The following is a 12,280-nucleotide window of genomic DNA, read 5'->3' as shown; positions in this document are numbered from 1 at the left end:
AATAATCCAGAAAGCGAGTTGTCGACATGTCCATTCTGCCGCACACGACCCCCACGGAACACCGATGGCCTGCGCGGATCTACCCCGGAGACCTCTCCCGGACGAGCACGATCCGCGCGGACCTGCGCCCCGACCTCGCCGGGTTCACCGAGGACCTGGTGGAGACCGTCGTCCTGTGCGCGAGCGAGATGGCCGCCAACGCCGTCGAGCACTCCCGCTCGGGAGCCGGCCCGGGCGGCCGGGTGCTGCGCGCGCTCCTCGCACCGGAACCGGGCGTGCTGCGCCTGGTCGTCGTGGACGACGGGGCACGGGAATCCTCCCCGGAGATCCCGGCGCGGCGCACCGAAGCGGAGTGGACGACCGCCGAACGCGGACGCGGCCTGCTCCTGGTCGACGCACTCGCGCGAGCGTGGGGCGCCTACCCGGTGGTCCCCTTTCCCTTCTGCGCCGACCTGGGCACGGCCGTGTGGGCCGAGTTCACCACCGGGGAGACCGGCTGATGACCGCCGCCGTTGCTCCGCACATGCGTGCGGTGACCGACACACCCCGTGGACACGGGTTCCCCCGCACCGCTCTCACCTCCCACACCCCCGGGCCCACCAGGGAACAGCAGATCCTCGACCAGATGCGCGGCAACCCACGGGTCGCCTACCGGATCGAGCACGGAGCCCTGCCCCACTGGATGGGGGTGGCGGAGGAGCGTCGCGTTCAGCGGGAACGGGCCCCGGCCCGATCGGACGTCCCGGAGGCGGGTCCCGTGTCCGCCGAAGGTGGGCGTCATCGGCGGCCCCGTGCCCGACGGGTCCGGCGGTCCGGACGGCTGGCGCTGTCCTACGTCCTCGCCGTCGCGGGAGGCGTCCTCCTCGGCCAGGTCGTCGCCATGTCGCCCTGGTGACCTGTCGCCCCGGCCGCCCGCACGCCTTCCGGCTTCGTTGCCGGTCCGCTTTGTCCACAGGCTGTGGACAAAGCCTGCGAACCCGCCGGTGCGCGGCATTTCCGGGAACGGCGGACGCCCCGGCCGATCCTCGGCCGGGGCGTCCGCGTTCAGGTGCTGCGGGTACTTCGGTTACTACAGGATGATCCGCATCGGCTCTTCCAGGATCTCCGCGAGGTCCTTCAGGAAGGCCGCGCCGACCGCGCCGTCCACCGCGCGGTGGTCCACCGACAGCTCCAGGGAGATCCGGTTGCGCACGACGACCTCGCCGTCCACGACCACCGGCTCCTGGCGCATCGCGCCGACCGCGAGGATCGCCGCCTCCGGCGGGTTGATGACCGCCGAGAAGCTGTCCACGCCGAACATGCCCAGGTTGGACACGCTGAACGTGCCGCCGCTCATCTCCTGCGGCTTCAGCTTGCCGTCACGGGCCTTGCCCGCCAGCTCGCGCGTGCGCGTGGAGATCTCCGACAGCGTCGCCTTGTCGGTGTCGTGCAGCACCGGCACGACCAGCCCGGCGTCCACGGCGACGGCCACGCCGACGTTGATGCGGTGGTGCTGGAGCAGCTTGTCCTCGACCCACGAGGTGTTGACGGCCGGGTGCAGCTTGAGCGCCGTCGCGCACGCCTTGACGATCAGGTCGTTGAAGCTGATCTTCGCGCCCGTGGACGCCAGCTGCTCGTTGATCTGGCCGCGGAAGCCCTTGAGGGCCTCGGCGTCGATCGTGCGCCGCAGGTAGAAGTGCGGCACCGTCTGCTTGCTCTCGGTCAGGCGGCGCGCGATCACCTTGCGCACGTTGCTGACCTTGAGCTCCTCGGAGTCGCGGCCGTCGTCGAACGCCGGTGCGGCCTGGGCCGCGGCCGGTGCGGGCCGCGACTCCTGCGCGGCCGGGGCGGCGGGGGCCGACTCGCGTGCCGCCCCGTCCTTGGCGGCGGCCTCGATGTCGGCGCGCACGATCCGGCCCTTGGGGCCCGACCCCTGGATGCTGTTGATGTCCAGGCCGTACTCCCGGGCCAGCCTGCGGGCCAGGGGGGACGTGCGCGGACGCGGACCGTCCTCGCCGCCGCCGGACGACGGGGCGGGGGCCTCGGCGGGAGCGGACTCCTCGGTGGGCTCGGAGGCGCCCTCCTCCGCCCCGGCGGAGTCGGAGGCCTCCTCGGCGGGCTCGGTCCCGCCGGAGCCGGAGTCCTCCGGCACCGCGTCGGGGGAGTCGCCGATCACGCCGATGACGGCGCCGATCGGCACCGTGTCGCCCTCGGACACGGACTGCTTGACCAGGTAGCCGTCCTCGTAGGCCTCGTACTCCATGACGGCCTTGTCGGTCTCGATCTCGACCAGGACGTCACCGGAGGCGACCTTGTCGCCCACCTGCTTGACCCACGTACTGATGACGCCTTCCTCCATGGTGTCGGAGAGGCGCGGCATCTGGATCTCGCTCATACTTGGAATCTCCCTCTACCCGACCCGTTTGCCGACGGCGCTCAGGGTCTCCTTGATGGCGGTGCTGATCGACTCGACCGACGGCAGGGCGGCCGTCTCCAGCGGCTTGGCGTACGGCATGGGGACCTCCGCCATCGCGACCCGGCGCACCGGGGCGTCCAGGTAGTCGAAGGCGCCCTCCTGGATCGACGCGGCGATCTCCGCGCCGATGCCGTAGGTCAGCCAGTCGTCCTCGCAGATCACCGCGGCGCCGGTCTTCTTGACCGAGTCGACGAAGGTCTGGCGGTCGAGGGGCCGGAGGCTGCACAGGTCGACGACCTCGACGCTGATGTCCTCCTCGGCCAGCTTCTCGGCGACCTGGGTGGCGACCATCGCCATCCGGGAGTAGCCGATGAGGGTGATGTCGGAGCCCTCGCGGGTCACCTTGGCCCGGCCGATCGTGGCGACGTTGTCGTTCGACGGCTGGGCGTAGTCGTCGGGGACCTCGCCCTTGGAGTTGTACAGGCCCAGGTTCTCCAGGAACAGGACCGGGTCGTCGTCGCGGATGGCCGCCCGCAGCATCGCGGAGGCCTCGGCCGGGGTGCTGGGAGCGAGCACCTTGAGGCCGGGGATGAACGAGTAGAACAGCTCGATGTTCTGCGAGTGCGTGGCGCCGAGCTGCTGGCCGCCGCCCCCGGGGGTGCGGATGACCATGGGCACGCTGGTCTGGCCGCCGAACATCCCGTAGATCTTGGCGGCGTGGTTGATGATCTGGTCGATGGCGATCAGCGAGAAGTTGATCGTCATCAGCTCGACGACCGGACGCAGGCCGAGCATGGCCGCGCCGATCGCGGCGCCGACGAAGCCCTCCTCGGCGATCGGGGTGTCCTTGACCCTGCGGGGGCCGAACTCCTTGAGCAGGCCCTCCGTGATCTTGTAGGAGCCCTCGAAGACGCCGATCTCCTCGCCCATGACGAGGACGTTCTCGTCGCGGACCATCTCCGCGCGGAGCGTGTCGCGCAGAGCCTGGCGGTAAGTGATCACAGACATGTGCTCGGTCCCTCTCTACTCTGCGAACACCGGGTCGGCGGGCATGCGGCGCGACTCGTTGGGGACGGGCGTGGCGTACGTGTAGTCGAACAGCGTGGACACGTCCGGGTGCGGGCTGTTCTCGGCGAAGTCGGCGGCCTCGGCCACCTCCTCCTTGACGGACGCGGCGAGCTCGTCGCGCAGCTCGTCCGTGAGGATGCCGGCCTCGGAGAGCCTGGCGCCGAAGAGGGCGATCGGGTCGTTCTCCTCGGACCGGGCCTCGTCCTTCTGCTCGTCGGTGCGGTACTTGGCCGGGTCGACCACGGAGTGGCCCTTCATCCGGTGGCTCCACGCCTCCAGCAGGAACGGCGTCTGCTCCTCGCGGGCGCGCTCGACCAGGCGGGCGGCGGTGTCGCGGACCGCGAGCACGTCGCGGCCGTCCACGCGCTCGCCCTCGATGCGGAAGGCGGAGCCGCGCTTGTACAGCTCGGGCTCGGCGGAGGACATGTCGACGGTGGTGCCCATGCCGGTGAAGTTGTTGATCACCACGAACACGATGGGCAGGTTCCACAGCTTGGCGATGTTGAGGGACTCGTGCCAGGCGCCGATGTTGGTGGTGCCGTCGCCCATCTGGCACATGACGACCTCGTCGCCGCCCCGGTAGGAGATGGCCAGGGCGGCGCCCGTGGCCAGCGGGAGCTGGCCGCCGACGATGCCGTAGCCGCCGAGCATGCGGGTCTCGGTGTCGTACATGTGCATGGAGCCGCCCCAGCCCCTGGACACGCCGTCGGAGCGTCCGTAGAGCTCGGCCATGACCCGCTTGGGGTCCATGCCCTTGCCGATCGCGTACCCGTGGTCACGGTAGTTCGTGAACAGGTAGTCGCGCTGCTGGAGGGCGGTCATCAGGCCGACGACGGTGGCTTCCTCACCGAGGTTGAGGTGGCAGTAGCCGCCGATCCGGGCCTGCGTGTAGGCCTGCGCGGTGCGCTCCTCGAACCGCCGGATGAACAGCATCTGGCGGTAGTAGTCGAGGAGGACGTCGGGGGTCTCGCCGGCGAGGCCGGCGGCGGTGTCCCTGCGACCGCGCCGCCGGGTCCCTGAGGACCGGGCGGTGCCGGTCTTCGGCTTGGCCGTGTCAGCCATGGTGTGCCTTTCTACGTACGGGAAGGCCTGCCGCCCCGGCCTGTGGGCCGGGGTGCCAGGCCCGCCGCGGTCCCGCTGTCGGGCGCGACCTCGGCGTGCGCCGCCGCCGGGCTCATTCGGCTGCGGTGCTCTGTGGCTGTTGCGGGGCGCGTCGCGGGAAGCGTGGCTCGTCCTTCCCGGACGCGAAGCGCTCGTGGGGTCTCGTGTGCAGTTGTCGCCCGGACCCCCGACCGCATTGCTTCCCGGTCTCCACTGCCCTATGCATCCGTGGCTCGGCGTGGCAGTGTCGGTCGCGAGGGTTCGTCCACCGGCCGGATGAACGACTCCGCGCATCCGAGGGGGCGCGCGCGTACGTGTGACGTGCGTCGCGCACACTCTACGGTCTGATCGATGATCGATCAATACGACTTTACGGCAGATAGCCCAAGTTTGGTGCAACGGGGCAGGTCAAGGCCGAAAGGCGGGATCCGGGGCGAAGAGGCGACACGCGGGGAGGGCCCCGGGCGCCTCCCCCGGGGCGGGAAACGGCCTCAGCGCACGCTCTCGTGGGACTTCAGCGCGGCCTCGACGTAGTTGAGGACGTGCTCGCTGACCATGTCCCCCACCGACGGGTCTCCGTCACGGAACGCCCGGGTGATCTGGTCGTGGTCGGCGGCCTTGGCGTGCAGCTCCATGTTCAGCCAGCGCACGGACAGCGCGGTCCACACCTCGACGCCCAGCGACTCCCACGTGTGCAGCAGCACGCTGTTGTCGGCGGCCCGCACGATCTCCCGGTGGAACTCCACGCTGTGCCTGATCTGCTCGGAGACGTTCCCCTCCGCGGTCGCCCGCTTGAGCGCCTCCACCTCGCGCTCCAGCGCGGAGGGGTCGGCGGCGAGCCGGGGCGCGGCCAGCCGGGCGGCGACGAGCTCCAGGCCGGCGCGGACGGGGTAGATCTCCGCCATGTCCTGGACGCCGAAGTCCCGCACGCGGGCGCCCTTGTTGGGCACGGTCTCGATCAGGCGCAGGGTCTCCAGCTCCCGGAGCGCCTCTCGGACCGGGGCCTGGCTCACCTTCAGCTCGGTCGCGACGCGGCGTTCCACGATCCGCTCGCCGGGCTGCCAGCGTCCGGACAGCAGGCCCTCGACCAGTACCTGCCGGATCTGCTCCCTCAGCGGCTCGCGCGCGAGCTTCGAGGGATCATCCGGCAACTGGGGCAGGTCGACCATCCAGGGCCCTTCCGTTCCACGGCCCGCGCACACCACCGTGTGCCCGGGCCGGTTCGCTCAGCTTCGTACAAGCTCTTTGAAGGGTGCCACACGCCGACGGGTCAACCGGCCAGTAGGCCTCGAAAGGCTAACGGATGGCTCACGAACGTGTCGCGCCGCGGTGAACCGCCGGGGACCGCCGACGGGGCCCACGGCAAAGCCCGAGGCAGAGGCGTCGCACTTGAGCGGCCGTGCCGCCGATGCGGCGAAGTGTCCGGGTAGGCTCATCTGTTGGCAACACTCACCCGCCGTTGTACGTGGTAGGGGCCACGCAACGGCAATGAGTCCGACAAGAGCGCCTTGACCTGCGCTGACCATCGCCGGACAGGACCCGGCGCGACACATCCAGCACTGTTGGGCCGCGTGTTCCCCGACACGGACCTGACCGGTGGCCGGTCACGACATAGTGAACCAGTCGCCGGGTAGGACCGTCGAACGGGATGAGCGGGGTAGTTCTACCCCGGCGCCTGTCCCAACCCCGAGTCGACCCTGAGGACGTCAGGATCAGTTCCAGCAACCACGGCTAGCCCGTCCCCCACGCTTCCCAGGTGCCACAGGCAAGCCCACGACGTGTGAGACAGCACTGAGCACATGACGCACTCTTCGAGGACCCGACATCCACGGTCCAGGCAGTTGAACCAACCACACGACAGGGAAGAGCGTACGACCCCGGCGGCGGGGCCGTACAGCGGACCCATCCCCGTGGTGCGTACCACCGAGTACGCCCCCGGCCCCCCTGTCGTGCGCGCGGTCCGATGGCCGAGCGTGAGCGAGATCGCGTGGGGCGTCGCCTCCGACCGTGTGGCCATCATGCTCGCCGTGGCGCTGATCGTCATGACGATGCTCGCGGCGGGCCCGCTGCACCCGGTGGACAACTTCCTGAACGAGCTGCCCCGGCCCTACTGGGACGTGCTCCGCGAGCCGATGATCCTCTGGCCGGACACGGTCGCCTCCCGTGCCGTGGCGCTGCCCGTCCTGGGCGTCACGGTGCTGCAGCTCGCCTACTGGCACCGGAGCTGGCGGCCGATCGTGCTGGGCACGGTCGGGGTCGTGGGGATGATGTCCCTGGTGTCCGTGATGAAGCTGGGGACCAACCGCGGGCACGCCAAGCACTTCGACCCGGACTTCTTCATGGGCCCCGGGAACGTGGCCTTCCCCTCCGGCCACGGGGCGAACGCGATCCTGATCTACGGGTTGGTGCTCTTCCTGATCATCAGGTTCGGCGCCGCGCGGCCGCACATCATCCGGCGCCTGGCGTACTGCATCGTGGGCATCGCCCTGCTGCAGTCGACCGTCTCCATCTACCTGCACTTCCACTGGTTCACGGACCTGGTGGCGGGGATGCTGGCCGGCGGGTTCGCGCTGAGGGTGACCATCCGCCTCGACCGGATGATCCCGCACGGGCGCACGGTGGAGTGGTGGCCCTGGTACGGCCGCAAGGAGGGCCCGCTCGCGGCGAAGGAGTGAGCGCGCCGCCGGGGTGCGGCGCGACCGCGGCCCCGGGCGGGGCGGCCCGGGGCCCGCCCGGTCCCGCGGTGGGACCGCCGGTCGCGGCGGGCCGGATGGCGGCGCGGACGGCCGCGCATTCTACGGCAAGCGCTTACCGATCAAAGTCCTGAAAATACGCCGGGAAGGCATATCCGGGCACGGTGCCATCTGGGACGGCGTCCATTCCGGAGAATGCCGACGCGATTTCCCTGGGTGAGCACAAGCCCGTTCAACTGGGATTACGCGCGGAATCACTGCTGTCGCTCCGTAATCGAACGGTGATTCTCCGGACATGGGCTGTTGACACGGTGCCGGTCGTCGATTTACCGTCCTGGCACGGAAAGCGCTTTCAGGTTCATGGCCGGGCCGCTCGGGAAACCGGGCGGCGACGGCACACGGGCCCCGGACCGTCCGGGGCCGCGTCACCCTCAGACCCTTCCCGGAAGAGACCCGCCATGTGTACACCCCTCGGCACGCCGTATGCACGAACCGCGTCAGCGCAGGTCGCGGCCCCCGAAGGCCTTGCAGACCCCGCTGACCCGGTCGGTTCCGCCGAGGTGCCGGGCGGTCTCTGACCACAGGCCCGGCGGGCGCGGTCCCCACTCCCGCGTCCGCCGGTACGGAGTCGGCGCGGTCCGGTGCGCGGCCGACCTCCGGAGAACCTCCGGCGCACCACCCCTCCCCTCACACCAGAACGAGGAGAACCCCCCATGAGAACAGAACACCCGAAGACCCCCTCGGCCAGGGCGCTCGGCGCCGGCGGCGCGGCGCTCGGCGCGGCCGCCCTCGCCCTCGGACTGCTCGGCGTCCCCGGCAGCGCTTCGGCGGCGGTGGGCAGCCCGCAGGGCTGGGCGTCCCAGAACGGCGGCACCACCGGGGGCGAGGGCGGCGACACCGTCACCGTCTCCTCCGAATCGGAGTTCCTCGACGCCCTGGAGGGCGACGGCCCCCAGGTCATCGAGGTCAGCGGCTCCATCGACATCTCCGGCATGAACGACGTGCCCTCGGACACGACGATCATCGGCCTGGACGGCGCGGAGATCACCGGTGGCGGCCTGGACATCAGCGGCGTCAGCAACGTCATCGTCCAGAACATCGCCTTCTCCGGCTGGGACGACGACGCCATCAACATCCAGGAGGGCTCGACCAACATCTGGATCGACCACAACAGCTTCACCGACGGCTACGACGGCGCGGTGGACACCAAGCGCGAGTCCGACTTCGTGACCGTCTCCTGGAACCACTTCTTCGACCACGAGAAGACGTCCCTCGTCGGGCACTCGGACGGGCACACCGAGGACGAGGGGCACCTCCGGGTGACCTTCCACCACAACTTCTACGACGGGACCGGGAGCCGGCACCCGCGGGTGCGCTTCGGCAACCCCGTCCACGTGTTCAACAACTACTACCTCGACAACGCGGAGTACGGTGTCGCCTCCACCATGGGCGGCGGCGTCCTGGTCGAGGGCAACTACTTCGAGGGGGTCGACAACCCGACCCACACCGGCTACGCCGATTCGGACATCGGCGCCATCGAGGAGCGGGACAACGTCTACGACGGCTCGGGCGAGCCCGAGACCGGAGGCGGCGACGTCGCCGCGATCCCGTACGCGTACGACCTCGACCCGGCCGAAGACGTCCCCGCGATCGTGAGTGGCGGCGCCGGACCCGGGAACATCTAGATGTCCGCGGAGTCCTTCCGGTAGCGGGAGGGACACCGCACGAGGCCACCGTCCCGATCGGATACGGGACGGTGGCCGTCTCACGTCCGCCGTCCGTCCCCGCCCCGGCGTGCCCGGTCCGGCAGGAGGCGCCGCCACTCCGGGTCGAACGCCGGGTGGTCCTCGTAGGCGAGAGCGACGCACGCGAGCACCCGCACGGCCACCGCCGAGGCGGTCCGCTCGGGGTCGTCCCCGAAGACGCCGGTGTCCGCGGCGGGGTCCTCCTCCGCGGGGCCGCCCCCGGAGAACCATCCGCCGAAGACGTCCGCGACGGTCTCCACCCAGTGCCAGTCCTCCTCCGCGGACGCCTCCTCGCGGAGCGCGTCCACGGTGGCGAGGAGCGCCAGGTGGGAGCGCGTGCACGGGTCCGGGCGGCCTCCGTCGGCCTCCCCGACCCGGTCCCTGACGAACCGCTCCAGCCTCCGGCAGGCCTTCGTCGTGCTGTTCATGCCGTCCTCCTCCCGGTGGATTGCGTCCCGCCCGGTCATGCGGGCGGGCGCAGCGAGTCCAGATGGGCCCGCAGGACGCCCGTGGTCCGCTCGGCGACGGCCTCCGGGGCGCCCTCGGACGTGAGGGCGTGCAGGGCCAGGCCGTCGAGCAGAGCGTGCAGGCGGAGCGTCTCGGCGTCGAGGTCGGCGTCCGGGCGGACGCGGCCCCGGTCGAGCAGGTGGCGCAGCACCCCGTGGCAGGCGGCGCGGACGCCGCGGTGCGCCTCCTCCTGGATGGCGCGGAGCCCGGGGTGCGCGGGCGTCTCGGCGATGATCGCCACCTCCAGCTCCATCTCCGCCCGGCGGGTGCTGTCGAGGGGGAGGAGCTCGTGGAGGATCGCCTCGGCGAGCTCGCGGGGGTCGTGCAGGCCGGTGTGCCGCGCGACGCGCTCGCGCGCCCGGGCGTGCACCAGCGCCATGGAGAACTCCAGGAGCTCCTTCTTGCTGGGGAAGACGTGCCGCACGGAGCCCACGGCCAGGTTCGCCTCGGCGGCGACGGTGCGCACGGAGACGGCGCCCACCCCCTCGCGGAGGATGACCCGCCAGACGGCCTCCGCGATCTCCTCCCGGCGGTGTTCGTGGTCGATCAGTTTCGGCATGGGTCCATGGTAGCACAACTGTGCTACTGTGATAGCACGGTCGTACTAACAAAGATCGGGGCGAACGGCGCCGCGAACGATCGTCGGGGGTGTGTCCAGTGGTGGAGTTCATCGTCCAGAACCCCGTGGCCGCGGTGATCGTCCTGTGCGAGTTCGGCCTGTGGGTGCTGCTGGGCCTCGGCCTGGCCCTGCGCTACCTGTTCCGGCTGCGGCGTGCGAGCTCGCTCGTCCTGTGGTCGATCCCCCTGCTCGACGTCGTCCTGGTCGTCGCCACGGCCCTCGACCTGCGCGGCGGGGCGGAGGCGGGCACGGTCCACGGCCTCGCCGCCGTCTACCTGGGCCTCAGCGTCGCCTTCGGGCCCGTGATCGTGCGGTGGGCGGACGCCCGCTTCGCGTACCGGTTCGCGGGCGGGCCGCCGCCCCCGAGGGCCCCCCGGAGGGGTCCCGGACGCCGGGCCCACCTGCTGCGGGAGTGGTACCGCGCCGTCGGCGCCGCCGCGATCGCGTCGGCCGTGCTGCTCGGCCTCATCGTGTTCTTCGCCGCCCCGGAGGGGCGCGAGGTGCTCGCCTGGTGGATCGGCCGCGTGTGGATCGTGGTCGGCCTCTGGTACGCGTCCGGTCCGCTGTGGGAGGGCGGAGGCGGGTCCGGACGCGGAGGCACCGACGCGGCCGTCGGCGGCGACGCGGGTCGGAGGGCCCGCGCCTGAGGGGGCGGGAAGGCGTCCGCCGACCGCGTCCGGAGCGCCGCCGAGGGGTGCGGAAGTCCGTTCCCCGCAGGCTTCGGGGGGCGTCGTCGCCGGTCCGGGGCGGTGCGGCCCCGGGCCGGCGGGGTTTCACGTGAAACATCCCGGCGCCCCGGCGGAGGCCGGGGCGCCGGGCGTCACATGGACGTCCGGGCGTACTCGTGGAGGGAGTCGCGGACGAACGCGGCGCCCTCCACGGTCCCGTAGGTGGCGGAGAAGTCCGGGTGCTCGACGTACATGTCGCCCAGACAGCGCACCAGCTCGACGGAGCGCTCGCGGTCGCCCTCGGCAACCGGGGTCCCCGGAATCGCCCGGAGCCACTCCACGTGCCGGGCGGCCAGCGCCTGCGCGCGGTCCGACCCGGGGGAGACACCGTCCTTCCAGGCCTCGGCCCACGAGTTGACCAGGTCGTCGGTGTCCCGCTTCCACGCGATCTGCTGCCGCACGGTCTTGCCGTGCCACCAGTCGTTGCTCTCCTGGAAGACCCGCTCGCCCCAGCGGGCGACGACCTCGTCCCGGTAGGGGTCGTTGAATCCCTCCAGCATCATCTGCATGGAGGGGTCCGACCCCGAGGCCCGGGCGTCCAGGGTGTGGCGGACGGCCCTGATCCGCTGGTCCAGGCGGCTGCGCTCGGCCTCGAGGAGGCCGATGTGGTCGCCGAGGGCCCCCTCCTCGTCACCCTGCCGGTCCAGGACGTCCGCGATCACGGGCAGGCCGAGGCCGAGGTCCCGCAGGAGGAGGATGCGCTGGAGGCGGGCCACCGCGTCCATGTCGTAGTAGCGGTAGCCGTTGTCGCCCACCCGGGAGGGGTGCAGGAGCCCGATGTCGTCGTAGTGGCGCAGGGTCCGACTCGTCACACCGGCGCGGGCCGCGACCTGCTGGATGGTCCACTCCACGCACCCCCCTCTCCGGGCCTCGCGGGCCCTACTCCTCGACGACGAAGTCGCCGCCCTGCATATTCTCCTTGACCCACTCCTTGGCGTCGTCGGCCTCCGCCTCGCGGTAGGCCGTGAGGATCACCCGGTTGCCGTCCGGGTCCTCGACGGTCAGGTCGGAGGTGAACCAGGGGGTGTCCGAGGGGCCCTCGACGGAGGCGCCCGGCGGCAGGCCGGCCCGGAGGGCCTCCGCCAGCGCGGTGAGGTCCTGCCCGCCCGCGGAGAAGCTGGCGGTGGTGCTGCCGCGCTCCGGCTCACCGGGGACGAGGAGGATGTCCTGGTACTTCATCCGCCGCAGGTGGACCACGGCGGGGGGTCCGTCCGGGGCCCCGAGGACGGCCAGGGAGATGAAGCCGACGGAGTGGTAGAAGGATTCGGCGGCGGCGATGTCCGCGACCCGGAAGGTCACGAACATCGGCATGGGGTAGACGGTCCGGTCGATGACGGACGCGGTGTTCTCGCTCATGTCGCCGACCCTAGGAGTTGACGTAGCGAGAAGGTCAAGCCGTGATCGCGCGGACGGGGCCTGGCGTG

General features: G+C 71.3%; 13 protein-coding genes. 5 read left to right on the top strand and 8 right to left on the bottom strand.

All coding sequences use genetic code 11. From position 1 onward, the window contains the following. The first annotated feature begins 26 nt into the window (after nt 1-26). Both ACFQBR_RS21395 and ACFQBR_RS21390 read left to right on the top strand, forming a co-directional pair. Nucleotides 27-500 (top strand): ATP-binding protein, encoded by a 474-nt coding sequence (locus ACFQBR_RS21395; RefSeq protein WP_344180265.1) that lies wholly within the window; start codon nt 27-29, stop codon nt 498-500. Further along, complete coding sequence (locus tag ACFQBR_RS21390; RefSeq protein WP_344180263.1) at nt 500-895, top strand: hypothetical protein; 396 nt, start codon at nt 500-502, stop codon at nt 893-895. Before ACFQBR_RS21395 ends, ACFQBR_RS21390 begins: the two co-directional genes overlap by 1 nt. A 174-nt stretch (nt 896-1,069) precedes the next feature. On the opposite strand, the gene ACFQBR_RS21385 is transcribed toward ACFQBR_RS21390, so the two are convergent. The 4 genes from ACFQBR_RS21385 to ACFQBR_RS21370 all read right to left on the bottom strand — a co-directional run bounded on the left by ACFQBR_RS21385 (nt 1,070) and on the right by ACFQBR_RS21370 (nt 5,733). Then, a complete protein-coding gene (locus ACFQBR_RS21385) occupies nt 1,070-2,374 on the bottom strand; it encodes a dihydrolipoamide acetyltransferase family protein (RefSeq protein WP_344180261.1) in 1,305 nt (434 codons plus the stop codon). Between the two features lie 15 nt (nt 2,375-2,389). Continuing rightward, on the bottom strand, nt 2,390-3,403 hold the full coding sequence (locus ACFQBR_RS21380) for an alpha-ketoacid dehydrogenase subunit beta (protein ID WP_267947291.1): 1,014 nt from the start codon (nt 3,401-3,403) through the stop codon (nt 2,390-2,392). Between the two features lie 15 nt (nt 3,404-3,418). Then, nucleotides 3,419-4,525: a pyruvate dehydrogenase (acetyl-transferring) E1 component subunit alpha gene (pdhA, locus tag ACFQBR_RS21375; RefSeq protein ID WP_267947290.1), complete on the bottom strand. Its 1,107-nt coding sequence runs from the start codon at nt 4,523-4,525 to the stop codon at nt 3,419-3,421. 530 nt (nt 4,526-5,055) lie between these two features. Next, on the bottom strand, nt 5,056-5,733 hold the full coding sequence (locus ACFQBR_RS21370; protein ID WP_330160002.1) for a GntR family transcriptional regulator: 678 nt from the start codon (nt 5,731-5,733) through the stop codon (nt 5,056-5,058). A gap of 741 nt (nt 5,734-6,474) precedes the next feature. Here ACFQBR_RS21370 and ACFQBR_RS21365 point away from each other — a divergent pair. After that, entirely contained in the window at nt 6,475-7,239 is a 765-nt protein-coding gene (locus tag ACFQBR_RS21365; protein ID WP_267947288.1) for a phosphatase PAP2 family protein, read from the top strand. A gap of 731 nt (nt 7,240-7,970) precedes the next feature. Continuing rightward, nucleotides 7,971-8,942 carry a pectate lyase family protein gene (locus ACFQBR_RS21360; RefSeq protein WP_267947287.1) on the top strand — a complete coding sequence of 324 codons (972 nt, stop codon included), beginning with the start codon at nt 7,971-7,973 and terminating at the stop codon, nt 8,940-8,942. Nucleotides 8,943-9,022: 80 nt separating this feature from the next. Here the strand turns inward: ACFQBR_RS21360 and ACFQBR_RS21355 are convergent, their stop codons facing one another. Beyond that, the gene (locus ACFQBR_RS21355) at nt 9,023-9,430 is read right to left on the bottom strand and encodes a hypothetical protein (RefSeq protein ID WP_344180257.1); all 408 of its coding nucleotides are present in this window, start codon (nt 9,428-9,430) and stop codon (nt 9,023-9,025) included. 35 nt (nt 9,431-9,465) lie between these two features. After that, on the bottom strand, nt 9,466-10,068 hold the full coding sequence (locus tag ACFQBR_RS21350; RefSeq protein ID WP_344180255.1) for a TetR/AcrR family transcriptional regulator: 603 nt from the start codon (nt 10,066-10,068) through the stop codon (nt 9,466-9,468). Nucleotides 10,069-10,166: 98 nt separating this feature from the next. On the opposite strand from ACFQBR_RS21350, the gene ACFQBR_RS21345 reads away from it, so the two are divergent. Then, nucleotides 10,167-10,775, top strand: a complete 609-nt coding sequence (locus ACFQBR_RS21345; protein WP_344180253.1) for a hypothetical protein — start codon at nt 10,167-10,169, stop codon at nt 10,773-10,775. A gap of 173 nt (nt 10,776-10,948) precedes the next feature. On the opposite strand, the gene ACFQBR_RS21340 is transcribed toward ACFQBR_RS21345, so the two are convergent. Continuing rightward, nucleotides 10,949-11,707 (bottom strand): MerR family transcriptional regulator, encoded by a 759-nt coding sequence (locus ACFQBR_RS21340; RefSeq protein ID WP_344180251.1) that lies wholly within the window; start codon nt 11,705-11,707, stop codon nt 10,949-10,951. Between the two features lie 28 nt (nt 11,708-11,735). Further along, a complete protein-coding gene (locus ACFQBR_RS21335) occupies nt 11,736-12,212 on the bottom strand; it encodes a VOC family protein (protein WP_344180249.1) in 477 nt (158 codons plus the stop codon). Between the last annotated feature and the right edge of the window lie 68 nt (nt 12,213-12,280).

The organism is Nocardiopsis tropica (genome assembly GCF_042660575.1).
Classification (GTDB): Bacteria; Actinomycetota; Actinomycetes; order Streptosporangiales; family Streptosporangiaceae; genus Nocardiopsis; species Nocardiopsis tropica.
This window is presented reverse-complemented; position numbering and strand designations above follow the sequence as displayed.